This is a genomic window from Paenibacillus mellifer (genome assembly GCF_023195895.1).
GTDB lineage: Bacteria > Bacillota > Bacilli > Paenibacillales > Paenibacillaceae > Fontibacillus > Fontibacillus mellifer.
The window spans coordinates 82,035-107,375 of the sequence record NZ_JALPRK010000004.1; the positions used below are offsets into that span (position 1 = coordinate 82,035).

Sequence of the window (25,341 nt, forward strand, 5' to 3'; positions counted from 1 at the left end):
GGTTCGTGAATTGGAGACAACCGGTGAAAATGACATTACTTGCGGTAATCGTACTTTCAATGATGCTAGGTGGACATCGTCCGGTGGTTGCAAGTAGCTCATGGGATGCGGCCTTAGACGGGATCGATGCGGTGTATGACGGGCTAACCGCCGTTCAAACGCTGGTGAAACAGGAAAGTCTTGAAATCTCAGCACTGCGCAAGAAGAATAACGACGCCTTGTCCGCGTTAAACGCGAAGATCAAAACGATCGATCAAGCGGCCGTTGCTCGTCTGAGCCAGGAGACCGAGGCGCTGCAGCGGAAGCATGCTCCTTTATTAGAGCAATACACATCATTAAGCAAACAGGTGACGGCAGCCAAGAAACGAAAGGATAAGAAATCGGCGGATCTGCTGGAATTGAAACGCAACCAATTGAAGCCGGTAGCCACAGCGGCTTCGGCGGAAATAAAAGCCAAGAAGGAGGCGCTCGCAGCCGCGAAGAAATCCAAGGCCGCAAAAACGAAAGTCGTCAAGGACGCGTTGGCTCCGGTGCAGACGTTAAAAAAGCAGATCACCGCCGAAAACAAATCCGTCGCCGCCGCGCGAAAACACCTTTCGGCGGCGGATAAACGATACAAAGCCAGCGTGAAGCGTGGCGACGCTATCGTTGCTGCCCTGGAGCTAAAGACGGTCTATGATCAAACCAAAGCCATTCACGCATCTTTAACGAAAGTGTACGAATGGGAGCGGAAAATTGCTCAAAACATCACTCAAGCCGCCGCCAAACTTCCTTAAACCATTTTGGAGCTGATCATGGAGACGTGTAGCGGCCGTACCGGGTCTCGAGCTGGGTCAAACGATCCTCCGTACCATGAAGGAGGAGCGAGTTCATCCCTTCGGCCCCATGCCACTCCATACCGACGAGAACTCCTGGCTCAGAGGTTCTGGCCGCAAACAGATAAGTAAAGTGATGGGGAGCGATCTCCCCTAGATCATCCACGCGCCAGACACTGTATGCGTCCTTCGTTGTTGCAGGAAAGTCCAGGACGGCCAAACTTTCGCCCTGTCTTAGAATCATACAAAACAGGTAATCGGGGCCGTCTGGACGAAATAAAGCCAAATAAAGCTTAGCTTCCCCGCCTAGATCTGCTAATCTCCATAGTTGTTGAAGGGTTCGGCCCTTCTCGTTCTCGATTTGCTCACCTAGATCGGAATCCGTTACCACCTGGCCATCGGTTGTGATCGGAAGCAAGGAATCCAGCGGAATCTGCTTCCTCTGAAAGAGGTAATAGGTGGTATTTGGCTGTGCGCTGCCTTCGGTAACGGCATAAATATGTCCCGGCAAATGCGAGAAATTAGGAGACGTGTCCCGTCCATTGTTCGTATCATCCCCCTCCTGCCAGCCTTCATAAACAACGGAAATCAAATTCCCCTGCTCGCCAATGGCCTGAGTCATCCCGGATAATGCTTCCTTTGATATATCCTCGGATCCATTAACCAACAGCCGCTTTCCATTCTCGTCGGCAAAGCCAAATACTTGGCCAAGTCGTTTTACATCGACCTCCCCTGCCGGCTCTATCGATTCTTCAGATCCTGTTGGTTCTTCAAACTTTTTCCCATTACCCTCTCCATTGGCGTTGGTTCCGGAGTCCTGCTGAACAGGGGCCTCCCTTTCGAGCGGACTTTCTTGATCTTCCGTTTGAAAACAACCGGATAATGTAAGGATCATAAGCAGAAATATGCTTGTTTTTAGCACAACGATAAACCTCCCCGCCTTTTGACTATTAGTCTGATTATTGTGTATGACGCATTGAATTGTAAAGATTGGAAACAGACATTTTCGCAAATTATATTGCTATATCGTAATATTAGGATATAATGATTATCAGGAAACCGAGGTGAACTTTCATGGATAACAACTTCAAAGCTTATCAAGATGCTGCAGAAATGTTGAAAGCTCTGGCACATCCGGTACGATTATGCATCGTCCGCGGCTTGCTGGACAAGAAGCAATGCAATGTGACCTACATGCAAGAATGCTTGGAGCTGCCGCAATCGACCGTATCCCAGCACCTGCAAAAGCTGCGCAGTCTAGGAATCGTCGAATCCGAACGCAGCGGACTGGAAGTCAATTATCAGTTGGCGAATGAAAAAGTCATTAAACTGGTTCGCCATCTGTTCGAGGAGGAACAATAAACGATGAGCAAAAAAGTATTAATTGTCGGCGGTGTTGCCGGCGGTGCCTCTGCGGCCGCCAGACTTCGTCGTTTGGATGAAGAAGCCCATATCGTCATGTTCGAACGGGACCCGTACATTTCTTTTGCCAACTGTGGGCTCCCTTACTATATCGGTGATTCGATTAAGGATCGATCAAAGCTGCTAGTTCAAACACCGGAAGCGATGCATCGCCGGTTTAACATCGATGTCCGCACCGAAAGTGAAGTAATTGGGATCGACCCGGCGAGTAAATCCGTGCTTGTTCGAAGCAAAGAACGCGGGGAATACCGGGAAAGCTATGACGCCGTGATTTTGTCGCCTGGCGCAAGACCCATCCGACCGAATCTCCCAGGGATCGAAAGCAGCCGGATCCATACGCTGCGGAATATCCCAGATACCGACCGCATCAAGCGCCGGGTTGTAGAGGAACAGGCTTCTTCCGCCATTGTCATTGGCGGTGGATTTATCGGTGTGGAAATGGCGGAGAATCTGCGAGAAATCGGGCTTGAGGTCACGTTGATCGAAGGCGGTCCGCAAATTCTAGCGCCATTTGACGCCGAGATGTCTGGAGTCCTTGCCAAGGAACTGGAGGATCATGGCGTTCAATTGCTCATGTCGCAGACCGTAACTTCCTTTACGGAACAAGGGAACCAGATTCAAGCGCATACGTCAGACGAGCTTGAATTAGCTGCCGATATCGTCATCCTGGCGATTGGGGTTACGCCGGATACGGCTTTTCTGAGAGAGACCGGCATGGAACTGGGGCCGCGAGGTCATATTATCGTAAGCGACAAACTGGAAACTAGCATTCCGGATATTTATGCCGTTGGGGATGCGGTTGAAGTCGTTGATTTCGTCAATGATTCCAAAACCGCCATCCCCCTGGCCGGACCTGCCAATAAGCAGGGTCGAATCGCAGCGGATAACGTCTGTGGTCTTGGGACCACCTATAAAGGTTCACAAGGGACGTCCATTATCAAAGTGTTTGGACTTACCGGAGCCGCCACCGGGAACAATGAGAGAACACTCCAGCGGTTAGGTATCCCTCATCATGTCACCGTGGTTCATCCCAATTCTCATGCTTCCTACTATCCCGGCGCCACTCCGCTCTCGATCAAGCTGTTGTTTAAGCCCGATGGAACCGTGCTTGGTGCGCAGGCTGTCGGATATGACGGGGTAGATAAACGGATCGACGATATTGCCACAGTCATTCGATTCCGGGGTACGGTAACCGATTTGACGGAGCTGGAGCTGGCTTATGCCCCACCTTACTCTTCGGCGAAGGATCCGGTCAACATGGCTGCCTATACAGCGGAGAACGTACTAAGCGGACGTGTTCGCGTGTTTGTCCCGCAGGATTTGGCAACCCGGGACGAACAAACCACCCTGCTCGTTGATGTCCGTTCTGAGATGGAACATGCGAACGGTCATATCCCTGACTCCCTGCTGATCCCGGTTGACGAGTTGCGTGATCGCCTGGATGAACTAGACCGCGACAAGGAGATTTGGGTTTACTGTCAAGTCGGGTTACGCGGTTATACCGCTTCGCGAATTTTGCAGCAAAAAGGCTACAAGGTCCGCAATCTAACCGGCGGTTATAAGCTCTATCAAATGGCTAATTACCAGCCTGGCCGGTCTGTTTCAACAGATTGTCCCGTTGATCGTGTAGTGAAAGCAGAAATCGCCGCAGCTTCGGTAGCTTCGGCAACAACTCAAACAAACTCGAATGGGATAGCGTCTAGCGATTCCAAAATGCGTGCCGATGCGAAGCTCGATGCCTGCGGATTGTGTTGCCCCGGTCCGTTAATTCAGGTCAAACAGGCCATGGACCGTTTGGAAGCCGGACAAATCCTGCACGTGACCGCCTCAGACCCTGGCTTCTATGAGGATGTGCAAGCCTGGGCGACCATGTCCAAACACCGCATGATCCAGGTTGCCAAGAACGCGAACGGGATCATCGAAGCTTATATTTGCAAAGAAGACCCGAACCGGCTTAGCGACTCTTCGGTTCAACCGGCAGCTACGCCGGAGGGCTCTACGATGATTGTATTCAGCGGTGACTTGGATAAGGCGATTGCCTCATTCATTATTGCGAATGGCGCCGCGGCCAGCGGCAAGAAAGTGACGTTATTTTTCACCTTCTGGGGGCTCAATATTCTCCGCAAATCAGAGAAGGTTCTCGTCGCCAAGACCTTTATCGGCCGCATGTTTGGCGCGATGATGCCGCGTGGCACCCGCAAGCTGTCTCTCTCCCGCATGAATATGCTGGGAATGGGGGCTAAGATGATCCGCGGTGTGATGATAAGTAACAATGTCTCTTCCCTAGAAGAACTGATGACCAGCGCGATTCATCAAGGCGTCGAAATCGTCGCCTGCCAAATGTCGATGGATCTGATGGGCATTCGCCAGGAAGAGTTGATCGACGGGGTTAAAATCGGCGGAGTCGGTTATTACTTGGGCAAGGCCGACCAATCGGGGATTAATCTATTCATATAAGAGGCAGCAAGGGTTCTAGGTCCATGTGACCGAGAACCCTTTTTCAATCCAAACTTCATTTGCGGTATAATCGGTACGTACATCTATCTTTCCATCGAAAAGGAGATCATCAAATGAGCGAACAAGTCCGCCAAAATAACGTAGATCGTTTCAGCGGGTTCGGCGATCTGTATGATCAAAGCCGCCCTAAGGCACCGGTTGACCTCATCAACATCCTTAAGATGTATTTGGGGCACTCTCCAGAGGTTGTCGCGGATGTCGGTTGCGGTACCGGACTCTCTTCTTTTGCCTGGCTTGATCATGCGAAGCAAATCATCGGGATTGAACCGAATGACGATATGCGCGCCGTAGCGATGAATCACTGGCGGGAAAGAAACAGCCCGTCACAACTTCAATTCGTCAAAGGCTTGTCCACCGAATTGCCGCTGGAACCCTCTTCCGTCGATCTGGTCACTTGCTCTCAATCGTTTCACTGGATGGATCCGCAGCCGACACTGCAAGAGTTCGCTCGGGTGTTGCGCCCTGGGGGCATCTTTGCCGCATACGACTGCGATTGGCCTCCGGCCGCTTCGCCAGAGCTCGATCAAGCGTATGAGAAACTTGTACAGGTCGCTGAGAAACGAGCAAGCGAACTCATTGAAACCGGAAAGGAAGCCTTTAAGTGGCCCAAAAACCAGCACTTGCAGCAAATCCAAAAGAGCGGTCTGTTCCGATTTTCCCGAGAAATCGTTTTTCACCACTGGGAGAGCTGTGACGCCGATCGATTTGCGAATCTGGCCCTCAGTCAAGGCGGCCTTCAAACGGCTTTGAAATTAGGCGCAGACGAGATCGCCTCCGCAGCCGAGCAATTTCGCGATCAGGTAAGACGAGTATTTGGCGGAGAGATCCGCAACATCCTGTTCGGTTACCGGATGCGGCTCGGCGTTAAATCAAATTAATCCCACTTAAAAACTTTCCGGTCATTCAGTTCTTGAATGTCACGGTTATTATGATCGTAATACCGTTGGAACTCTTTTAATTGTTCTTTTGAAATGGGGACACTCTCCGTCAAGACATACCACTCCACGTTTTCGGTCAAAGGCGGCGTAGTCAGAGACCCTAGATAATGATAATAGCTTCGCGATTTCGGGAGCAACCGAGTAACCTTAAGCTCGTCAATCTTAACGTCCTTACTCCCTTTCGTGCTCGCTTTGGCCGCATCTAGAATGTCCTGGAAGGCCGCATTTTCTTTACCTGTTGTATACATAACCCCAATGACCGCAATCCGGCCATCCTGAGCTTGATGCACGAAATGGCCTTCGAGTGGAAAATGCTTGCCATCAAGGGTATGCTCACTTGGCGCATGAAAATGGAGTTGCGTTACCGTAAAGTCCCTGTCATCGATCTCTGCCGTCCCGCGCAGCCCAACCTGGATGCTGTGTCCGTTGTTTTCGACATAAGTCCCAATCGGGTCATAGTTTAGCTCCAAGCCATCCCCTAGATAATCCTCAACCTTGGAGGTCTCAATGTTAATCGGAGACTGCATCTTCCCGGATACAAACTCCCACTCCTCTTGATGTTCATAAGAAAAGGGAGTCTTATCCACTTGGACACTTTCACCAACGACGGTTGGAACAAATGCGTATGTCGTAGGCGCCCCCATCAACATGACAAAAACCAATATTCCGGATATGAACATTTTTCTCTTCATTCTCATGCCCTCTTCCTCACAAAATTGAGTCTTAACCTCTATGAAGTATTGCCATCGAAACTGAGGGCATACTCCATACAAAAAAAGGGCAAGACCGTAATCACGGTCTTGCCCAATAGACTTAGGAGTTAATCCACTCTTAGGAGGAGTGGGAGATAATATCGCTAAAATTAGCGAGAAATCACGTGAATCGGATGACCTTCGACCAGCTCGGCGGTTTCCATCACGATTTCGCCCAAGGTTGGGTGAGCGTGAATGGTCAACGAGATGTCTTCGAGGGTTGCACCCATTTCGACTGCAAGGCCCAACTCAGCGATCAAGTTGGAAGCTTCGATCCCGACGATTTGCGCGCCGAGCACCACGTTGTTATCTGCATTCGCCACGATCTTGATGAAGCCTTCTGGTTGGTTCAAGGAAGTCGCGCGACCGTTACCTGCAAACGGGAACTTGCCGGCTTTGACCTTGAAGCCTTTCTCCTTCGCTTCCGACTCCGTCAAACCAACGCTGGAGCATTCTGGATCGGTAAAGACAACCGCTGGGATTGCTTTGTAATCCACTACGGAAGGAAGTCCTGCGATCGCTTCTGCAGCGACTTTGCCTTCGTAGGAAGCTTTATGCGCAAGCGCAGGGCCAGCCACGATATCGCCGATCGCAAAGATGTTCGGATTGCTGGTACGTCCTTGATGGTCAACTTTGACCAAACCACGGTCAGTCAACTCCACGCCAGCCAGATCCAGACCCAGATCGCCATCGGTGTTTGGACGACGGCCTACAGTGACCAACAGGTAATCGGCAGTCACTTCTTTGCTTTCGCCGTTCACGGAATATTTCACCGTTACGTTCTTATCGGTTTGTTCCGCACTTTCGGCTTTGGCGTTCGTTACGATTTCGATGCCGGTCTTCGCCATGTTCTTGGCAACCAGACGGGTCATATCTTTGTCGAAGCCTGGCAATACGGTATCCATGCCCTCGATGATCGTTACTTTGGTGCCAAATTTGGAGAACATTTGGCCGAGTTCGGCACCGATATAACCACCGCCGATAACGACGAGGCTGCTCGGAATTTCTTGCAGCTCAAGCGCTTCGGTCGAGGACAAGATGCGTCCGCCAAACGGGAAAGGTTTCAATTCGATCGGACGGGAACCGGTAGCCAGAATGCAATGTTTGAAGCGGTAACGCGGCGATTCATGCTCGTTGAATGCACGGGCTTCGTTTTCGTTGATGAACATCACTTCACCGCTGAAAACTTCGATTTTGTTACCTTTAAGTAAGCCGCCAACGCCTTGAGTCATTTTCTTGACTACGCCGTTTTTGAATTCTTGCGTTTTCTTGAAGTCCACTTTCACGTTCTCTGCCGTAATCCCGAAAGCATCGGCATGTTGAGCGGACTCGAATTGGTGAGCTGCGGAAATCAGCGCTTTGGACGGGATACATCCGCGGTTCAAGCAGACGCCGCCAAGCTCCGATTTGTCGACGATGATCACTTTTTGCCCGAGCTGGGCGGCACGAATGGCCGCCACATATCCGCCGGGACCTGCACCGACAACTAATGTATCAATATCTAGAGAAGCATCTCCTACTACCATTGATTACACCTCCATAACGAGCAGCTCAGGGTTCGCGAGCAGCTGTTTGATATAGTTCATAAAGTTTTGCGCCGTCGCGCCGTCGATCAGACGGTGGTCAAAGCTGAGAGACAAAGCCATCACCGGAGCGGCAACGATTTCGCCGTTTTTGACAACCGGTTTTTCACTGATCCGGCCGGTGCCAAGGATCGCAACTTCAGGATAGTTGATGATTGGTGTAAAGAACATTCCGCCGGCAGAACCGATGTTGGTAATCGAGATTGTGCTGCCTCTCATCTCGTTCGCTGCCAGTTTGCCTTCACGACCGCGGGATGCAAGGTCTTTGATGGCTTCGGCGATCATCCAAATACTCTTCCGATCCGCATCTTTGATCACCGGAACGATCAGACCATTATCGGTGTCTGTTGCAATCCCGATGTTATAGAATTTCTTATACACGATCTCATTGTTCACTTCATCAATCGAAGCATTCAGAGCCGGGAATTGACGGGAAGCGGCAACCAATGCCTTCACGATGAATGGAAGATAAGTGACCTTAATGCCCTTCTTCTCGGCGATCGGTTTCATCCGTGTACGGAAAGCAACCAATTCGGTGACGTCCACTTCGTCCATGATGGTAACATGAGGCGCAGTGTATGCCGACTTAACCATCGCATTAGAAATCGCTTTGCGAATACCTTTGAACGGTACGCGTTCTTCTTCACCGTCCGTAGAAATCGCAGTTGGTGCAGCGGCAGTTGGAGCTTTGGCAGCAGCGGCCGGAGCTGCGGCTTGCGAAGGTGCTGCGGCTTGAGCAGGAGCAGCGGCGGAAACTCCGCCTTTCTTGAAGTTATCTACGTCTTCTCTCGTGATTTTACCGGCTTTGCCTGTCCCTGGAACCAGAGACAAGTCCACACCTTGCTCACGAGCATATTTACGTACGCTAGGTGTAGCGAGAACTTCGCGATTTGGAGCGACCGGAGCTGCGGCTGCAGCCGGCGCACCAGCAGCGGCCTTAGGTGCGTCATGCGCTTGCTCTGGAGCAGCGGCCTGTTCAGGCACATCGCCTTCCGCATCAATGACAGCTACAACGTCGCCTACGCGGAATACCGCGCCGTCTTTGCCAAACACTTCGAGAACCGTACCATTGACCGGGCAAGGAACTTCCACGACGGCCTTGTCGTTTTGCACTTCCATAATGATGTCTTCGTCCGTGACCTTATCACCTGGTTTAATGTGCATTTTGATAATTTCGCCTTCATGCAAACCTTCGCCCAGTTCAGGGAACCGGTATTCGAATTTGGATGAGGAAGCGGCCGCTTGTGGAGCAGGAGCTGCTGCCGGAGCAACCGGTGCGCTTGCCTCTGCAGCTGAAGCCGGGGCTCCTTCTTGTTCAGGAATATCGCCTTCGGCTTCGATCACGGCGACCACATCGCCTACGCGGAATACGGCGCCGTCTTTACCGAACACTTCTTGTACTACACCGTTCACAGGACATGGCACTTCAACGACGGCTTTGTCGTTTTGTACCTCCATGATGATATCTTCATCCGTTACTTTGTCCCCTGGCTTCACATGCATTTTGATGATTTCACCTTCATGCAAGCCTTCGCCCAGTTCAGGGAACCGATATTCAAACTTAGCCACAGGAAAGACCTCCTAAAAGTTTTGTGAGCCCATGCCTTGAATCACCTTCGAGCAAAACTTGCTTCGGAAGCATAAGCTTTGTTCTTCGATTTAGAATTCAAGCACTTTGTTAACGCCCTCGATCACGCGAGCCGGGGACGGCAGCCATTGGTCTTCGATTTGCGCGAACGGATATACGGTATCCGGCGGAGCGATACGAAGCACAGGAGCTTCAAGGTGCAGAATTGCTTTCTCGTTGATTTGCGCGATCACTTCCGCTGCGATACCGGCCGATTTTTGCGCTTCTTGAACGATGATGGCACGATTCGTCTTCTTCACCGAAGCAATTATCGTATCGATGTCCAGTGGCACGAGCGTACGCAAATCGATGACTTCGGCTTTGATGCCTTTGGTTTTTTCCAATTCTTCCGCTGCTTTCACAGCCGTGTGAACCATGAGGCCATAAGCGAGAATCGTTACGTCGGAACCTTCGCGAACGATGTTGGCTTTGCCCAGTTCAACCGTATATTCTCCTTCCGGCACTTCATCACGGAAGGCATGGTACAGGTTCAAGTGTTCCATAAAGAAGACGGGATCGTTATCGCGGATCGCCGAGATCAACAATCCTTTGGCGTCGTAAGGGTTTGAAGGAATAACCAGCTTGATCCCCGGAGTTTGGGCGATCAGACCTTCCAGGGCGTCCGTATGCAGTTCAGCCGCTTTAACGCCGCCGCCAAACGGGGTGCGGAACACGACTGGAGCGTGGTAACGTCCGCCGGAACGGTAACGCATCCGGGCCGCTTGTACGAGAATTTGGTCCAAAGCTTCGAAAATAAAACCGACAAACTGGATTTCTGCGATCGGACGGAATCCTTGAATCCCCAGACCTACCGCCATCCCGCCGATGGCCGATTCCGCCAGCGGTGTATCCATGACGCGCTCTTCCCCGAATTCTTTCTGCAGGCCTTCTGTTACGCGGAATACCCCACCGACATTACCTACGTCTTCGCCGAAAATCAGAACGTTTGGATCGCGTTGCAGTTCGACGCGCATGGCGTCGCGAATCGCTTCTTTCATATTCATTTGTGCCATTGCTTGTATCCTCCTCTATAGAACGATCAGACTAGTTTACACGTACGTATTATTGAAAATCGGCCTTTTGCTCTTCCAGGTGCTTCGGTGTTTGTTCGAACATGCTGTCGATCAGGCCTGGAATCGTCATTTTCTCCGTTTGTTCCGCTTTCTTGATTTGCTCGTTGACTTTCGCTTTTGCTTCTTCTTTCACCCGAGCGGTATCTTCTTCGGTCCAAAGACCTTTCTTCTCCAGATATTTAGCCAAGCGAGCGATAGGGTCTTTCTCGTTCCATTGTCCTTCTTCTTCCTTCGTCCGATATTTCGAAGTATCGTCAGACAGGGAGTGCGGACGGAACCGATAAGTGACCGCTTCAATCAAAGTAGCGCCTTCGCCGTTACGAGCGCGTTCAGCAGCTTCCTGCACCGCACTGATGACGGCAAACACGTCCATCCCGTCGATTTTTACGCCGCGGATCCCGGCAGCGACAGCTTTATGAGCGATCGACAAGGCTGCGGTTTGTTTCGCGAATGGTGTGGTGATGGCGTAACCGTTATTTTGCACGAAGAAAATAACCGGCAGTTTGAACACTCCAGCGTAGTTCAGCGCTTCGTAGAAATCGCCTTCCGAAGAACCGCCGTCACCGGTATAAGTAATGGCCACTTGTTTTTGCTTCTTGAGCTTGAAGCCCATCGCGATCCCCATCGCGTGCAACACTTGAGCGCCGATAATGATTTGAGGCATAAGTACGTTGACGCCTTCCGGAATTTGTCCGCCGTGTTGATGACCGCGGGAATACAGGAAAGCTTGATACAGCGGAAGACCATGCCATACGAGCTGAGGCATATCGCGGTAACCCGGGCAAACAAAGTCGTTTTTGTCCAGGGCAAATTCACTGCCTACCATGGTTGCTTCTTGTCCGGACACCGGTGCATAAAATCCGAGGCGGCCCTGGCGGCCCAAGTTGATCGCACGTTCGTCCCAAGTACGCGTAAATACCATGCGATACATCAGTTCTTTCAATTGATCGTCGGACAATGCCGGCACTTTATCTTTGTTAACGATTTCACCGTCTGGCGAGAGCACGGTCAAAGCTTCAACTTCTTCCGTGTATACTTCATAAGGAATCTTGCTCATTTTTTTCACCTCGACTGAAAATTTGATTAACTTGTTCCTCTGTTATAGAATTATTATACTCCTGTTTCATTCTAGAAGTCAAAGGAATTAAGGATTATTGTGTTATAATTTTATTTTTGTGTATGTAACAGTTTTTCAAAAATAGTATAACACAAACCCATATTGTGGTAAGCTATCGTTATCTCTATTTCACGGTAAATGTTACTTGATTCAACAGGCAAAAGCAAAATCCATCCAACCGGGAGTGTGTGTAGAACCATGACGGATTCGAATTATTTGAAACGAACCATCATTAAAGAGGAAATTCAAAGCCAGTTCTTAGGGGAAAAACGTTACCTGCGTGTTTACCTTCCTCCTGGGTACAACGAAATTCTTAGTTATCCCGTCATTTACTGTCAGGACGGCGAAGAATTCTTCAACTTCGGTCGCATCGCGACTCACGCCAATCGCCTGATTCTGGATGAAGGCCTCGAGCCTTTCATTATTGTAGGCGTGGAGGTGAACGTCGCCGTGCGCACGGAGGAATACGCCCCGTTCGGAAATCGCTTTGACGCCTATACGCGCTGTTTTACGGAAGAAATTATTCCCTTTATCGAACGCAATTATCCGGTTCGCCGCGAACCTGCGGAAAGGGTGCTGGCCGGGGATTCATTAGGGGCAACCGTCTCCCTTCATCTTGCTATGAAAAACCCGGAACTGTTTTCCAAAATCATTAGCTTGTCCGGTGCTTACTATGAACCTTCCCTGAATATCCTTGCTCAGGAGACCGACCTTTCCTATTTGTCGCTCTTCATGATCGTGGGATTACAGGAGGATCATTATACCACCGATACGGGGACCTATAATTTTGTCGAATTGAACCGCAAGGCGAAATCGCTGCTGGAGGAACGCGGCGCCCAAGTCGCCTACTTCGAGAAGGACGGCAAACATTTATGGGGGTTTTGGCAACAAGAGTTGCCCGACGCGATAGTACATTTTCTATAATAGCGCTTTCATAACGTTATAAAACCAGAGGCTGCCCAACGTAGAACTTCCATCTACTAAGGACAGCCTCTCTTGGTGTCTGTTCATTTCTGCCTGACTGCGTTAAGGAGTCCGATCCGCCGGTACTACCGCCCGCTGCTCGGGAGTTGGCTCCGAGCTCGCCTCCGTTCTGATATAAATATCTCCCGTTGCCAATGATCGTCGAGGCAGTTTCCATTTATAATGGACCGACAGCATTCGGAAAAAAACCACGGCCACAAACAGCAGAATTAACTCCACTGTCGAGCCAAACCATCCCATGCCAATCGCCAGACCCACCAACATGGCCCACACGGCATAAATTTCATCTCGCAGCACCAGCGGCTTCCGCCCCGCCAGCAGATCTCGGATGATCCCTCCTCCGATGCCTGTCAGTACCGCTGCAACCAACACTGCGCTCATCGGATGCTTCATCTCTGTCGCGTATAACGCCCCTTGGATGGCAAAAGCCGACAAACCGATGGCATCAAACAAAACCTCCGTCCGCTTCCAGTGACGAACCCACGGCATCGGAAGCACGAAAGCGACAAACACCGACAATACGGCCAGCAATATCAAATCCCCTTGCGCCCATAACGTCGTAACCGGGACGCCAATCAATACGTTGCGGATAATCCCGCCGCCAAAAGCCGTGACCAAACCCAACACCAACACGCCAAGGATGTCATATTCTTCTTCCATGGCCACGAACGCGCCGGACATCGCGAAAGCCACTGTCCCGATGATGCTAAAAATATCAAAGATATGCATCTCTTCTGTCCTTCTCTGCCTTTCTCTGTCAGCTTCATTTCATCAATCCTCATTGTAGGCCCACAGGGTGAAATTGTGCAACCCTAAAATCTGAATTATACTATTGAAGCAATAGATTTCTTTTTCGTGAAAGGAAGGAATAGAAATGACCGTGAACCGGGTTCTTATTTTTGCCGGCGGGCGCTTAGATCCGGGAATGCTTCGGGAGGTTCGTCCGGACGATATTCTAATCGGCGCTGACCGTGGAGCCTTATTTCTAGTTGAACATGGAATGAAGCCGGATTTGGCGGTAGGCGATTTCGATTCCGTAAGTCAGGAAGAACTGAATCTAATTCGTACATATAGTAAAGAAACTCTAGTATGCGATCCCATAAATAAAGATTTGACGGATACGGAGCTGGCCTTTGAACATGCCGTGCGGAGAAACCCGGCTGAAATCGTGTTGACCGGTGTGATTGGAACCCGTTTGGATCATACGCTGGCCAATCTGCATATGCTGCTGCCCGCGGCGGAACAAGGGATTACCTGTGCCATTTGGGATGAGTACAATTACATCACGTTGTGTGGATCTGTCAGCCAGGTCGTGGATCACGGATACACCTATGTCTCTCTTCTCCCGCTTACCCCAGTCGTAACCGGCATTACGCTGAATGGTTTCCTCTATCCCTTACATAACGCCACCCTGCGGATTGGACAATCCCTGGCGGTGAGCAATCAATTCGTGTCTCCCATCGGGACGGTAACTGTTGGGGAAGGATGGCTGCTAATCATACAAAGTCGAGATTAGCTTCTTCATTTATTTCATTTTTGTAACCTTTTTGAAATGATTTTGAAATATGAAAAACATGAAAAAACCCTTGAGTTTTCAAGGGTTTTTTCCATTTCAATTTTTAAGAAAAATCTCGATATCTTAAAAAAATGTAAACTTTAATGTTATTTTAATAATCACGGTCAAACCGTTGGGGCATAAGGTTTTTAGGAGATCATACCAACATTTAGGAGATTACAGATCTGTTATACTTCATTTACGAACCGGTTAACAAACAATCACTTTGGAGGTACTACATGATGAATAAACATACTCTTTTCCAAAAAGTATTGACGGTCGGGCTGGCGTCCGCCATCGGTTTCAGCACACTGCTTGCAAGCGGGGCTGAACCTGTACAAGCCCAATCGGCTACAAGCACCGCCGTTTCGAAAGGAACGCAGGTTGTAAACTATGGTAAGAATTTTTTGGGCAGACCTTATAAATTCGGAGCATCCACTTCAACGACTAGAGTATTCGACTGCTCTTCGTTTACGAAATATGTATTCAAAAAGTACGGCGTCACTTTGCCACGTACTTCGGCTGCGCAAGCTAAAGCGGGTTATGCCGTTTCGAAGTCGAATCTGAAAGCCGGCGATTTGGTGTTCTTCTCCAGCGGCAGCCGGGCGAACGGAAGAAACGTAACCCATGTGGCGATCTACATGGGTAGTGGAAAGATTATACACACTTACGGTAAGCCAGGCGTAACGATCTCCAATCTGAATTCGGGCACCTGGAAGAGAACCTACCTGAAGGCTCGTCGCGTCCTGTAGTCGGACAAGCCCATATTACAAATTCAAGAAGTCGTTGCTTTGATCAATGGATCGCAGCGGCTTTTTGATCCCAAGATAACCTGGAATGCTTATATCCGGGTTATTTGTTATTGTTATTTTAACCAAGCATGTATCCGGTGCCGCGTATCGTATGCAGCAATTTCTTGGTATGACCGCTGTCTATTTTTTTGCGCAAATGACGAATATAGACATCGACTACATTCGTTCCAGTGGCAAAGTCATAACCCCATACTTGCTGCAGGATCATCTCCCGCCCGCACACTTTCCCCGCGCGTTTCATTAGAAAAAGCAGCAAATCGAATTCCTTAGGCGTCAATTTGATGGACTCCCCGTCCCTCCACGCTTTGCGACTGCGCAGCTCCATCCGTAAATCCTCGAACGACAATTCGGTTAAGGAACCGTCACCCAACCGTTTGAACAAAGAAATCAAATGGCCAATTCGGGCATACAGTTCCGCCATAGGGACCGTAACCTGTACGACATCGTTGGCTCCCCTGGCAAAGCCGGCGACGACCGCATCCGTGTTCCACTCCTTCAGCAGAAGTAGGATTGGAAACGGAGCAAACCGTCCAATTTCCTCTTGCAAGACCGACGAGGCTTCGTTCGGTAAATCCGTACCGAGCAGCAGCAAGTCTGGAAGATCTTCTTCCAGCGTTCGAAGAATACCTGTTTCGTTCTGCCTCCAGCTGATCCGATAACCGGCTTCCTCCAGTCCAGCTTTGATTCGCTCCCCCTCGGCAGGATCCTCCAATACAAGTATGATATACCTTTTCATCGCGCGACCACCTTAAGCTGCATCTGCTAATCCATTAATAAGATGGTCATTCCAACGTCAAACCATTCGGCCCTTTCGGAACCCATACGCTTTACTTTATCCTAAATATCGGTCATAGATGGTTCTGGCTTCGACCGGATCTTGCGTGCCGTGAATCAGCGCTCGCCCATCCGTGAACAGGACCAACCGGCGTTCGTCTATCTTAAAGGAAAGTAAAAACGGATTGATCTCTACCTCACCCTCCTGCAAACGATTCAACTTCTCCGCCATCGCTTCCAGATGAATGTTTCGTTTAATTGCAGGTCGAATCTGTACCGTATCTCTCCCACAGAGCACTTCCGTTTTCCGATGACTGGAAGCGGACAAATAAGGGAAAGTTGCTCCGTTTCCGCAGGACAGGCAATCGTCCCGCTTGGCGGACCCTACCTTGATTGAAGCTTGTTCGTTCCGCCACAGATCAAAGGTCAAGAGCGTGCCGCGAAGGGCTTCGGAATGCCCGGTCAACAGCTTTAACGCTTCCGTCGTTTGATGAGCCACAACCATCTGAACGGCCGGTGGTATCACGCCAACCGTGTCGCAGGTATCCCCGCCGAGCGGTACGGTACCCAACAGGCAGTTGAGGCAAGGCGTCTCGCCAGGCAGAATCGTGTAGGTAATACCGTAACTTCCGACGCAACCGCCATAAACCCACGGAATGCGATATTTTTGCGAGATATCATTGATCATCAATCTGGTATCGAAATTATCTGTGGCGTCCATAATCAAATCGACACCCGCGATTAGTTCATTTAGTTCTTCCGGGTCGACGTCCACTACATGGGCGTTGATGCGTACCTGACTGTTAATCGCGGCTAATCGCCGCTCGGCAGCAATCGCTTTCGGCACACGCAAGGCCGCATCCGCTTCAGAAAATAACTGCTGTCGCTGCAAATTGCTCCATTCCACGTAATCCCGGTCGGCGATCACGAGATGGCCCACTCCCGCGCGCACTAGTGTCTCTGCGATGCCGGTGCCAAGCGCTCCCGCACCGACGATCAGTACCTTCGCCATTGCAAGCTTGTCTTGTCCAGCATTGCCAATAGGAGTAAACAACCTTTGCCGCGAATAACGGTCCGGTTGGTTCTTATGATGATCCTGATCGATAGCCATCCTGAATCTCCTCTCCACTGGTCCTATCCTTAATCTTATTGTAGCCGGCGTACAAAACGTGTGGTGATGGTCGAGGCATGTTTTCCTTTAGGGAGCGCCCAACCGTAATACACCGGCCCAAAACCCGGCAGATCTAACTCGACCGGAACGATATCCGCTTGCCCGCCGCTTTCGAAAGAATAATCCACTCCGACCGTAAGTGCAAGCCCCTCCCTCACAGCGCTTTGAATCGCTTGAATATTATTGGTAGCGAACAAGATATCCGGGGCTCCGTATTCTGCGAGTCTAGTAGTTAAGTAATTACGAATATGCTCATCGTAATACAGCACAAGAGAATATCCGAGAAGCTGTTCCGGTTGGATCGACCGCTCCTGCGCCAGCAATGAAGTCTTAGGTACACCAACAACCATTTTTCCAGTATAAAGCTTTTCATAATGTAACGTTTTGTGGTGTGCCAGAAGATCCGAGGTTAACGCGATAAAGCCGAGATCGATCCCCCCGCTTTGCAATTCATCGAGAATTTCTTTGGGGCCTTGCTCGAAGATACGGACCTTGACCTCAGGGTAGTCCTTCCTGAAACCTGCGATCGCCTCCATCAATAAATGCATCGGGCCGGGGATCGTGGCGATGATCAACTCGCCGCTCAGCCTGTCACTGTAGGAGTTGGCTTCGGAACGAAGGGCTTCAAGCTTCGTTAGTATCTCCGCTGCCCTTCCAATAATCGACTGTCCCTCTGGGGTTGGAACAGCGCCAATACCTCGTGAGCGATTGAATAAGACGAGTCCCAGTTCCGATTCGAGTAATGAGATGGACTGACTAACTGCAGATAACGTAACATGGGCGTTTTGCGCCGTTTTCGTCAGCGATCTTGTTTTTGCCACATCTACAATATACTCTAACTGCTCCAGGTTCACGGAATCCCCTCCCTCTTTTCGAGCAACTTCTTAAGTAATTCTTATCTGATACTAATTATATATAAATTTTGTTTAACAATGACTTTTGTTACAATCATAGTACAGAACCTACTAAATATCAAAGAAAGGCAGGAGAACGCTCATGCAACAAAATAGAGTAGCCATCGTGACTGGGGGAGCAAGTGGAATCGGAAAGGAAACCGCTTACAAGTTTGCCTCTAAAGGGGATCGCGTTGTTGTGGCAGATTTTAATGAAGCTGGCGGTCAAGCGGTAGCAGACCAAATTATTGCGAATGGAGGCAAAGCGATCTTCGTCAAAACGGATGTTTCCAGATATGAAGATGTCGAGAGTTTGGTGGAACGAGCTGTGGAGACGTACGGAAGAATCGATATTATGTTCAATAATGCCGGGATCGGCCGAGTCACTCCGGTGCTGGACCAAGATCTAAACGATTATCATAACGTTATCCAGGTGAACCAGCATGGCGTTGCATACGGAATCATCGCCGCAGGTAAGAAAATGCGTGAGCTGGGCATCAAAGGGGTAATCATCAATACCGCATCGGTGTTCGGCTTCCTCGCGTCCCCCGGCACCTTCGCATACCATGCTTCTAAAGGTGCCGTCATCATGATGACCAAATCCGCCGCTCTGGAAATGGCGGACTGGGGCATCCGCGTCATTGCCGTAGCGCCTGGAGCCGTCGACACGCCGATCATCCAAGGGTATAAAGACAAGGGCATGATCGATTCGATGAAATCCAAAGTGATGGGCAACAAATTGACTTTGCCGGAACAAGTGGCCGATACCGTATACTTGTTGACGCTGGACGAGGCTAGTGCGATTAACGGCAGCGTCGTTATGGCAGACGAAGGATATGCCTCCTTCAAATAACCACAATCGCTGACGAAGGGACCTTATCAATACGACGGCCTCTTCGTCAGCATTTATGTATTCGCTTATGGGTCGTTTGTCTGACACTTCAAAGGAAAATATCCGTTTTTGACCGCCTCGCGTTCATCGGAGAAAATTTCCTCCTCGCGGTAACCTAACCCCTGGGCTCCAGAGCAAGACGCTCGATAATAGTATTTCATCCCTGTCAGTAGATCAACGGCTCCCAGAATTGCCGGTGTTCGATCCAGTCTCCCCCCGCCTATCGCATAGTTGTTGTAATGGTGATCTCCAACTGGAATGCCTTGCAGAAACACCAGAATCCCAACATCATTCAGCGTGTTATTCCACTCCTCCTGTGCGATGACCGGCAGCGTAAAAGTGTAGTTTACGCCAAGTTTCACTGCGAGCAAATTATGATTGCGGATCGTTTGGGCCAAATCCTCTTCAATCTGGCGGACGATCGTCGCACGGCGGACAGCCTCAAATTGTTCATCGTCTTGAAGCAGTGGAATGGCGACTTCCGACTTAACCTCGGATTGCAGCCCGTTAACCCAGCGGTCTGCGGCAGCATCATACGCCGTCACATTCCTGTCCAAAGTAAAGGCGATGCTGTTCCCTTCCCTATCTGAGTAGGTATAAGGCTTCTTGTCCTGCCAATGGTAGGCGTTCGAATCTTTACCCCCTTCATAGTCCGCCGCATACAAGTAATAGCCATCATAATCCATGACGACTACTGCCGGAATATAGCCGAGGATCACCTGCTGTCCTACTGGATCGTCGGCGACGCCAAAGTTTAGGTACAAGCTCTGGAGCAACGCGGCCAACGCTTGTTCCTTATCCGCACGCATCCATTTCGCCGATCCATACCCGCTCTCGAATTGTTGGAGCTCGTTCCGATTCAGCGCAACCGCCGCATCTTGAACAGCCGTACGGATTGCAGCGGTATAACGAGTTTCAAGACGGTTCACTTCCCGTAGATCCTCCACTCGTTGACCGCTCAGCCAAAGGATCGGGACGACGATCAACACAAAGAGAATAGCCCAGTCAGTAATCTTCATTTAACACCATGCCCCCATAGGTTAAGAGAGATGGATTGTCTCTGCCGGCGCCGTTATATAGAAACTCCGATAGAATATCAAAGGGGCCGCGAGAACGATCCACAACCGTGACGGCGAAGAAATCGCCTTCCTGAAGCACGTAGGTGTCTCTTTTTTGCCCAGTTCCAGCTGGAAACATCACCTGCAAGATATCCGAAGTATAAAATGCGTCGTAGACGACGCTAAAGTCATTCAGGAAAGTCGTGGGGTCGGCCGGATCGGCGTATTCCGGATGATAACTTTTATGCCGGTGTTCCAATTCAACCTCGTACCCTCCCCCGGTGATTTCAATTTCGCGGACAAAATCCTCATACATCGTTGGAGTCACAACCCCTTTGTTCCGAACCGCATCCGTAAACTGAACCAGTGTACGATAAGCTGCCAAATACCGGATATCCTCCTGTCGCTGAGCCGCTTGTAATGCTGGAAACAGAAATAGGAGCAGCACGGCAAGCAGCGCGGCCGTAATTTTGGACAAGGCGTTAACCATTCCTGCCACCTACTTTCTGCTAAAAATTACGCGTATCTCTTTCCCGGTAGAATTGTACACACGTTCCGAGGTATATTCCTCCCGCAGCTCCAGTACGGATAAGGCGCGCTTGCGGCTTTGTTCCAGTTCGTCCTCCAGCGGTCCCAGCAGGGTGGCGTTCAAAATTTCGCCTTCCACTTCGATGGTTACGCCGAGTTCAATCCAGTCCGGAAGACGATGCAAAATTTCATTCCCTGTATAAATTTCACTCGTCAATTCCAGCAGCTCGTCATCGCCGGAGTTCCCCGCCGTTACCCGGACAGAATCCTTCCCCTCATGGGCATAAACGCTTCGCCCAACGCCGTGCAGCTGTATGGCCATCACATCGTAGGATCCATTTTGATCCTTCCCGATTTCAAGCGTATACAAGGTGGCCGCCAGAAAAGTACTAACGGAGAAGAGCAGCCAAACCAGACTTTTCACATGATTAATCATCTAACCCTGTACCTCCCAACCACGGCATACTCACGGGATGAGCGTTGTTTGCGTAAAAATCAATCCTCGGACCACATTCGAACTGTCCTTGACCACTTTTGCCTTGAATTTGCCGCTGGGATTGACATATTCATTCAGCCGTTCGTTCCAGGCATCACTGATCGCGGCGTAGCTTTGCCCGTTGACGGAACCGTAACGTTCCGAGGTTTCGGGCTCATTGATGATCAGTACATCCCCGTACCATTCCCCGCCGCTGTTTTTCCCGGTTTTCACCATAATCCCGAATTGATCACGATCCTTAAACTTCCTAAGCGCATTCGTGACCTGTGATCCGCTGACCGTCGTGTCATCATATACGGTAAATGAAGCTTGGGACAATTCGGTCTGAATGTCGGAGAAGCTGTTCTGCGCCGTTTTGGTGGCTTCCTGCGCAGAAACGAACAAAATGACTACAATCGTAATCAAAGCAATTGTCAAAAAGATACCGGCCGCGACTTTTAAAGCGGATGATGCGTTATTCATCGATAAGTGCCTCCTTTAATCCTCACAATTTTTGTAGTTGTTCAAAATACAAGCTCATCTGTTCAAAGCTCATCCAGATCAGCGGAATCACCAAATAGGCGAATACTAGCGCATACATAGGGGTAAAACCGATCATTCGGCCCCATCCGGCTTTAACCTCCAGTGATTTCTCGTAATCCAGCCTCCGCCGCTCAAATTGATAGGACATATCGCTGTCGAGATCATCAAAGGCGTCGGCGACCGTAAGTTTCTCCGACGCCAGCAGCAGTTTATCCGCCAGGCGTTGGAAATCCTCCAGCACAACCACCTTCCTCAACTCCACTAGTGCATCCTCCGGGTTATGACCATAATTCAGCAGGCATTTTTGCAGGGGGATCCGGAAAATCACGGCATAAGAGGCCAACCACTCCAGGATTTCTTCTACGGAGATCCGCTCCAGCTCTCGCAGGATCGCGATCATCGTTAGCATCTGATAGACTTCGTGACGCATATCCATCGACCGCATCCAACGTTGAAATTGCACAGTCCACAGCGGCAACTGGTACCCGACGAATCCGGCTAAAATCGCGAGGCCGACCTCCCACCACTTGAGGTATTCCCGATTCCACCGCTGCAGCTTGTCCATGATCCGCCGTGCAACTTCGGATATCTCTTCACGGGAACCCCCTCCCCCGAAGTTCGCTTGCAAAGTATCGACGGAGAGAGCGATTGCATCATAACCGGCTGTCCCCGACATCTCCATTTCCCGCATCACCGCAGCATCCCTTTGAGCCTCCAGGCGCCCGGTATCAATCGCATCCTTCGGCAAGGCTCCAAAAAAGGAAGAAGCGGCGGGAGGTTCGGTCATTATTCGCTGCTGTGCAAGATGATGGAGCATCAGGAACGCACATAGAGTTACGACAAAGCTAAGGACAAACGCGCTCATCCGCCTGACCTGAAACCATTCGATCCGCAGCCGATGGTTCGTCTCCTTTAGCAATTGAGAGATCCGATGATTGGCCATGGAATCAACCGGCGGGACAAACGGGCGACAGACACGACCAAGAACTCGATGCGCATACACTCTCGCTTCCCACGGCCTGTTCGCCGGCTTAACTCGATAGGGCGTTTCTTCTTCGCTCTTGAGCTTTTGCAGCAACACATAACTGAGCAGAATCGTTAGAAACAGACCGGCTTTGATCAACATCCCCGCCTTGCTCAAGTAAAACGAATCCATGAGCGGGAAATGCCCCCTCGCCCACATCTCAATAGGCTTCGTAAAAAAGACCGGCAACAAAGCGATCACATGCAGCCCTTTTAACAGATAATCCAGTCGTTTCTTTCGGATCAGCTCTAATTGAACTTCACCGGTTAAGCGGCTAATGCCGCGTAGATACAGAGAACCCTCCGCGCGTTTCCGATCCCCATATTCCGCTACCAGCCGGGAAATGCCGGCGAAGGCTTTCAAATATCGGCTTGGCGCCGTTTCAACATACTTCTCCAGCGCATTGTCCGGATCGGAGTCTTCTAGGGCCTCGCTGATCAAATGGGCATGAACCCCGATTTCTTGGCCCGTCGTCTCACCCGCTTCCTCAATCGCGTCTGTCACCATGCCATGCCGATGATACGCATGCCGGACGGCGGAATAGAAACCGAGCAATTGCTCAAGCAGCTTGGTTTCCAATCGATTGATATAACCGTCTAGGATTAAACCCTGGAGGACGGCGGCGACGATGAGCATTGACAACAAGAATACCGCATCGGGATTCAATACGGTCAACGCTGTGATCGATACGGTCAACGTCCCAGTGATCCCATAAGCGAATTTCATTGTTTGACGCCGGAGTTCCAGCTCGTCATAAGGGTAAATGACCGCCAAGCGCATCCGAACTTTCCCGGCATAATACCTTAGCGGCAACACCTTCATCCACACGGCATACGACTTAAGCAAGAACGAAGAGATCCACAACTTCATCCAGCGTAGAGGTTGTTGGGAAGACGTTCCGCCCCCACTCCCGGCATCCGACCACAACAGGACTTCCCTTCTCCCGAGCAACTGGCTGATGACATATAATCCAGCGCAACCACTCAAGGAAATGACTAACACCACCAGCAGGATCGTCTTAAGCTCCAACGGTCTCCCCCCAATACAAGCCGACAAACCGCTCAAAATCCGCCGTGTCTTCCGGCAGCATCTCTCGGGCCATAGCCTCGCGAGACTTAGGCGTAATTGGCTGAACGGCCACATATCGCCCACTCCGATACTCCATGATCACCCGTTCCTCATAGCCGCTTTGATGAAGAGACTCCCGCGGGCAGCATTCCGTGATCCGTTCAATATAACGCTTCCCCGTCATATCACGACGCAAGTGAATGTCAAAGTCGATGACCGAGGCCACTTGCATTTCAGCGATTCTTTCGTCACGGAACACACCGGTTTTCAGCAGGGAGTTGCGCAGTGATTCGATTAAATCACGGAACGTTTTGGCGTGATGCGTAAACAAGGTGAATAAGCTGGCGACTTGCGCCATTTGCACCATCCAGGCGGCAACCTCGTCTGTCGCAACCTCGCCGAGAATATGCACGGTACCGTCCGTCTTCTTCTGTAAGTCCAACGCAGCTTGCCCGCTCACATAATCGGTCTCCCGAAAGCTTAAAATGTTCCGTCCGCTGTACAGACGCCGTAAATGAAGCTCGAAAGACATTTCTTGTACGCGAAGCGTATAGGAGGCGTAAATATGCTTGATCATCGCCATCAGCAGCGTAGTTTTGCCCGAGCCTTGCGAACCGGTGATCGAGGTAATCCGGCTTCCCTTCATGAGATACTTCAGCAACCCCAGCGGGAGCTCGGCCTGATCGCCTTGGATCAAGTGCTCCAACGAAGCGCTGGGAATATCGAACTTCCTGACGAAGAACGCCCATGTCTCCGCAAAAGGCGGCCGAACGACTACAATCCGTGAACCGTCTTTCATTTCGTTCACCTTATACCCGTTAACCTCTGACAATTGACCGGGCAGGTTAAATTTATAGATGTTCTGACAAACCCGTTTAAGTTCCGCTTCACTGCCGAAGGACAGAAAGGCCAAGCGGATGCTCTTCCCTTTGTAGAAGATCCAGACGCTGTCCCAAGCGTGAGTGATTTGTTCACCGTCCATGTCAACGTCAGACATGGCTTGATTGCCCGCACCGAATTCATGGTCCAGCCCATGGGTTGTTTCCCTCGCTGCAAACCCGCTCGGAATCCCGCTCACCCCGCCGCTTAGTCCGTCGATCCGCATTTCCCGAAGCTCATCCACCACCGAGAAACCTTTATACATTTGGTAAACGCGCTGGACGACGAGGTCTAACTTCTCTTGAAACGTAAGCATGCGGTATTCCAGGAAAAAGATGCGATTAACGTCTTCCCCGGTCATTTCATAGACCGGCGAACCGTCAACTGTCTTAGGAAGTTTGGGTTCATCCAGCGAATAATCTTCCATCATTTGAGCTAATCCTTCGGCACCATACCGTTGCTTGTAAAGGTACAATACGATATCAAAGCGATCTTGGACGGTTAATAGCTCCCTGCGATCAAACGGCAGGATCCGGTCGATATGATGTTCGTTGATCCCATAATCGCCCACCAGGATGTCGCGGATAAACGCCTTAATATACTGTTTATCCTGCGGGTCTCCGTACGTACATCCACGAAGTGCCTGGCGGAGCTCTGCCCGAACTTTCGCTTTGCGGTTCCAAGCGTCCTCGCTGATCCCCCAATCATTACCTACCGAGCGGCTGAGTTCATACAGCCTTTCCTTGATGTAGGACGTAATGACCGAAAGCTCGTATCGATCCTGGCCAGTCAAACGATCGTGAGCCTTTGCCCCTGCCGTTTGGGCTTTGCGCCAAATCAT

24 protein-coding genes are annotated in these 25,341 nt (G+C 50.5%); 8 read left to right on the forward strand and 16 right to left on the reverse strand.

The features are described 5' to 3' along the window. Window positions 1-5: 5 nt before the first annotated feature. Window positions 6-776, forward strand: coding sequence for a hypothetical protein (locus tag M0651_RS06385; RefSeq protein WP_248551008.1), 771 nt, complete (start codon window positions 6-8; stop codon window positions 774-776). A 16-nt stretch (window positions 777-792) separates the two neighbouring features. On the opposite strand, the gene M0651_RS06390 is transcribed toward M0651_RS06385, so the two are convergent. Further along, a complete protein-coding gene (locus tag M0651_RS06390; protein ID WP_248551009.1) occupies window positions 793-1,437 on the reverse strand; it encodes a hypothetical protein in 645 nt (214 codons plus the stop codon). A 452-nt stretch (window positions 1,438-1,889) separates the two neighbouring features. On the opposite strand from M0651_RS06390, the gene M0651_RS06395 reads away from it, so the two are divergent. The 3 genes from M0651_RS06395 to M0651_RS06405 all read left to right on the forward strand — a co-directional run bounded on the left by M0651_RS06395 (window position 1,890) and on the right by M0651_RS06405 (window position 5,632). Further along, window positions 1,890-2,177, forward strand: a complete 288-nt coding sequence (locus tag M0651_RS06395; RefSeq protein ID WP_248551010.1) for an ArsR/SmtB family transcription factor — start codon at window positions 1,890-1,892, stop codon at window positions 2,175-2,177. 3 nt (window positions 2,178-2,180) lie between these two features. Beyond that, complete coding sequence (locus M0651_RS06400) at window positions 2,181-4,694, forward strand: FAD-dependent oxidoreductase (protein WP_248551011.1); 2,514 nt, start codon at window positions 2,181-2,183, stop codon at window positions 4,692-4,694. A 113-nt stretch (window positions 4,695-4,807) separates the two neighbouring features. Continuing rightward, a complete protein-coding gene (locus M0651_RS06405) occupies window positions 4,808-5,632 on the forward strand; it encodes a class I SAM-dependent methyltransferase (protein ID WP_248551012.1) in 825 nt (274 codons plus the stop codon). Here M0651_RS06405 and M0651_RS06410 read toward each other — a convergent pair. The 5 genes from M0651_RS06410 to pdhA form a co-directional block, all read right to left on the reverse strand. After that, a complete protein-coding gene (locus M0651_RS06410; protein ID WP_248551013.1) occupies window positions 5,629-6,384 on the reverse strand; it encodes a carbonic anhydrase family protein in 756 nt (251 codons plus the stop codon). The two genes, M0651_RS06405 and M0651_RS06410, sit on opposite strands and share 4 nt — an antisense overlap. A gap of 170 nt (window positions 6,385-6,554) precedes the next feature. After that, window positions 6,555-7,970 (reverse strand): dihydrolipoyl dehydrogenase, encoded by a 1,416-nt coding sequence (lpdA, locus tag M0651_RS06415; RefSeq protein WP_248551014.1) that lies wholly within the window; start codon window positions 7,968-7,970, stop codon window positions 6,555-6,557. A 3-nt stretch (window positions 7,971-7,973) separates the two neighbouring features. Further along, a complete protein-coding gene (locus tag M0651_RS06420; RefSeq protein ID WP_308195469.1) occupies window positions 7,974-9,596 on the reverse strand; it encodes a 2-oxo acid dehydrogenase subunit E2 in 1,623 nt (540 codons plus the stop codon). Between the two features lie 90 nt (window positions 9,597-9,686). Next, window positions 9,687-10,667 carry an alpha-ketoacid dehydrogenase subunit beta gene (locus M0651_RS06430; protein WP_248551015.1) on the reverse strand — a complete coding sequence of 327 codons (981 nt, stop codon included), beginning with the start codon at window positions 10,665-10,667 and terminating at the stop codon, window positions 9,687-9,689. A 49-nt stretch (window positions 10,668-10,716) separates the two neighbouring features. Continuing rightward, window positions 10,717-11,784, reverse strand: a complete 1,068-nt coding sequence (pdhA, locus tag M0651_RS06435; protein WP_248551017.1) for a pyruvate dehydrogenase (acetyl-transferring) E1 component subunit alpha — start codon at window positions 11,782-11,784, stop codon at window positions 10,717-10,719. 258 nt (window positions 11,785-12,042) lie between these two features. Between pdhA and M0651_RS06440 the strand changes: the two genes are divergently transcribed. Continuing rightward, window positions 12,043-12,768, forward strand: a complete 726-nt coding sequence (locus tag M0651_RS06440; protein ID WP_248551018.1) for an alpha/beta hydrolase — start codon at window positions 12,043-12,045, stop codon at window positions 12,766-12,768. 102 nt (window positions 12,769-12,870) lie between these two features. Here M0651_RS06440 and M0651_RS06445 read toward each other — a convergent pair whose 3' ends face one another. Next, window positions 12,871-13,557: a trimeric intracellular cation channel family protein gene (locus M0651_RS06445; RefSeq protein ID WP_248551019.1), complete on the reverse strand. Its 687-nt coding sequence runs from the start codon at window positions 13,555-13,557 to the stop codon at window positions 12,871-12,873. Between the two features lie 145 nt (window positions 13,558-13,702). On the opposite strand from M0651_RS06445, the gene M0651_RS06450 reads away from it, so the two are divergent. Both M0651_RS06450 and M0651_RS06455 read left to right on the forward strand, forming a co-directional pair. Continuing rightward, window positions 13,703-14,344: a thiamine diphosphokinase gene (locus tag M0651_RS06450; RefSeq protein ID WP_248551020.1), complete on the forward strand. Its 642-nt coding sequence runs from the start codon at window positions 13,703-13,705 to the stop codon at window positions 14,342-14,344. A 281-nt stretch (window positions 14,345-14,625) separates the two neighbouring features. Further along, window positions 14,626-15,135, forward strand: coding sequence for a C40 family peptidase (locus tag M0651_RS06455; protein ID WP_248551021.1), 510 nt, complete (start codon window positions 14,626-14,628; stop codon window positions 15,133-15,135). 118 nt (window positions 15,136-15,253) lie between these two features. Here M0651_RS06455 and M0651_RS06460 read toward each other — a convergent pair whose 3' ends face one another. From M0651_RS06460 to M0651_RS06470, 3 genes are all read right to left on the reverse strand, one after another. Then, window positions 15,254-15,931, reverse strand: coding sequence for a response regulator transcription factor (locus M0651_RS06460; RefSeq protein ID WP_248551022.1), 678 nt, complete (start codon window positions 15,929-15,931; stop codon window positions 15,254-15,256). A gap of 96 nt (window positions 15,932-16,027) precedes the next feature. Further along, complete coding sequence (locus tag M0651_RS06465) at window positions 16,028-17,080, reverse strand: MoeB/ThiF family adenylyltransferase (protein WP_248551023.1); 1,053 nt, start codon at window positions 17,078-17,080, stop codon at window positions 16,028-16,030. Window positions 17,081-17,115: 35 nt separating this feature from the next. Beyond that, window positions 17,116-17,994 carry a LysR family transcriptional regulator gene (locus M0651_RS06470; protein ID WP_248551024.1) on the reverse strand — a complete coding sequence of 293 codons (879 nt, stop codon included), beginning with the start codon at window positions 17,992-17,994 and terminating at the stop codon, window positions 17,116-17,118. Window positions 17,995-18,136: 142 nt separating this feature from the next. Here M0651_RS06470 and M0651_RS06475 point away from each other — a divergent pair, with 142 nt between their 5' ends. Then, the gene (locus M0651_RS06475) at window positions 18,137-18,886 is read left to right on the forward strand and encodes an SDR family NAD(P)-dependent oxidoreductase (RefSeq protein WP_248551025.1); all 750 of its coding nucleotides are present in this window, start codon (window positions 18,137-18,139) and stop codon (window positions 18,884-18,886) included. 65 nt (window positions 18,887-18,951) lie between these two features. On the opposite strand, the gene M0651_RS06480 is transcribed toward M0651_RS06475, so the two are convergent. From M0651_RS06480 to M0651_RS06505, 6 genes are read right to left on the reverse strand one after another with little or no spacing between them, the layout of a single operon-like run. Further along, window positions 18,952-19,944 (reverse strand): hypothetical protein, encoded by a 993-nt coding sequence (locus M0651_RS06480; protein ID WP_248551026.1) that lies wholly within the window; start codon window positions 19,942-19,944, stop codon window positions 18,952-18,954. Then, window positions 19,931-20,473: a hypothetical protein gene (locus M0651_RS06485; protein ID WP_248551027.1), complete on the reverse strand. Its 543-nt coding sequence runs from the start codon at window positions 20,471-20,473 to the stop codon at window positions 19,931-19,933. The genes M0651_RS06480 and M0651_RS06485 overlap by 14 nt, the downstream gene beginning before the upstream one ends. A 9-nt stretch (window positions 20,474-20,482) precedes the next feature. Continuing rightward, a complete protein-coding gene (locus tag M0651_RS06490; protein ID WP_248551028.1) occupies window positions 20,483-20,947 on the reverse strand; it encodes a hypothetical protein in 465 nt (154 codons plus the stop codon). Between the two features lie 30 nt (window positions 20,948-20,977). Next, a complete protein-coding gene (locus tag M0651_RS06495) occupies window positions 20,978-21,469 on the reverse strand; it encodes an ABC transporter permease (protein WP_248551029.1) in 492 nt (163 codons plus the stop codon). Between the two features lie 22 nt (window positions 21,470-21,491). Then, window positions 21,492-23,582, reverse strand: a complete 2,091-nt coding sequence (locus M0651_RS06500) for a hypothetical protein (protein ID WP_248551030.1) — start codon at window positions 23,580-23,582, stop codon at window positions 21,492-21,494. Next, window positions 23,572-25,341, reverse strand: coding sequence for a P-loop NTPase family protein (locus tag M0651_RS06505; RefSeq protein ID WP_248551203.1), 1,770 nt, complete (start codon window positions 25,339-25,341; stop codon window positions 23,572-23,574). The genes M0651_RS06500 and M0651_RS06505 overlap by 11 nt, the downstream gene beginning before the upstream one ends.

Coding starts and splice junctions, on each gene's coding strand:
- M0651_RS06410 (WP_248551013.1), bottom strand. CDS start 6,384: ATGAAGAGAAAAATGTTCATATCCGGAATATTGGTTTTTGTCATGTTG.
- M0651_RS06490 (WP_248551028.1), bottom strand. CDS start 20,947: ATGATTAATCATGTGAAAAGTCTGGTTTGGCTGCTCTTCTCCGTTAGT.
- M0651_RS06390 (WP_248551009.1), bottom strand. CDS start 1,437: ATGACTCAGGCCATTGGCGAGCAGGGGAATTTGATTTCCGTTGTTTAT.
- M0651_RS06495 (WP_248551029.1), bottom strand. CDS start 21,469: ATGAATAACGCATCATCCGCTTTAAAAGTCGCGGCCGGTATCTTTTTG.
- M0651_RS06440 (WP_248551018.1), top strand. CDS start 12,043: ATGACGGATTCGAATTATTTGAAACGAACCATCATTAAAGAGGAAATT.
- M0651_RS06485 (WP_248551027.1), bottom strand. CDS start 20,473: ATGGTTAACGCCTTGTCCAAAATTACGGCCGCGCTGCTTGCCGTGCTG.
- M0651_RS06395 (WP_248551010.1), top strand. CDS start 1,890: ATGGATAACAACTTCAAAGCTTATCAAGATGCTGCAGAAATGTTGAAA.
- M0651_RS06430 (WP_248551015.1), bottom strand. CDS start 10,667: ATGGCACAAATGAATATGAAAGAAGCGATTCGCGACGCCATGCGCGTC.
- M0651_RS06455 (WP_248551021.1), top strand. CDS start 14,626: ATGAATAAACATACTCTTTTCCAAAAAGTATTGACGGTCGGGCTGGCG.
- M0651_RS06445 (WP_248551019.1), bottom strand. CDS start 13,557: ATGCATATCTTTGATATTTTTAGCATCATCGGGACAGTGGCTTTCGCG.
- pdhA (WP_248551017.1), bottom strand. CDS start 11,784: ATGAGCAAGATTCCTTATGAAGTATACACGGAAGAAGTTGAAGCTTTG.
- M0651_RS06450 (WP_248551020.1), top strand. CDS start 13,703: ATGACCGTGAACCGGGTTCTTATTTTTGCCGGCGGGCGCTTAGATCCG.
- M0651_RS06460 (WP_248551022.1), bottom strand. CDS start 15,931: ATGAAAAGGTATATCATACTTGTATTGGAGGATCCTGCCGAGGGGGAG.
- M0651_RS06505 (WP_248551203.1), bottom strand. CDS start 25,341: ATGATTTGGCGCAAAGCCCAAACGGCAGGGGCAAAGGCTCACGATCGT.
- M0651_RS06400 (WP_248551011.1), top strand. CDS start 2,181: ATGAGCAAAAAAGTATTAATTGTCGGCGGTGTTGCCGGCGGTGCCTCT.
- M0651_RS06465 (WP_248551023.1), bottom strand. CDS start 17,080: ATGGCTATCGATCAGGATCATCATAAGAACCAACCGGACCGTTATTCG.
- lpdA (WP_248551014.1), bottom strand. CDS start 7,970: ATGGTAGTAGGAGATGCTTCTCTAGATATTGATACATTAGTTGTCGGT.
- M0651_RS06475 (WP_248551025.1), top strand. CDS start 18,137: ATGCAACAAAATAGAGTAGCCATCGTGACTGGGGGAGCAAGTGGAATC.
- M0651_RS06405 (WP_248551012.1), top strand. CDS start 4,808: ATGAGCGAACAAGTCCGCCAAAATAACGTAGATCGTTTCAGCGGGTTC.
- M0651_RS06480 (WP_248551026.1), bottom strand. CDS start 19,944: ATGAAGATTACTGACTGGGCTATTCTCTTTGTGTTGATCGTCGTCCCG.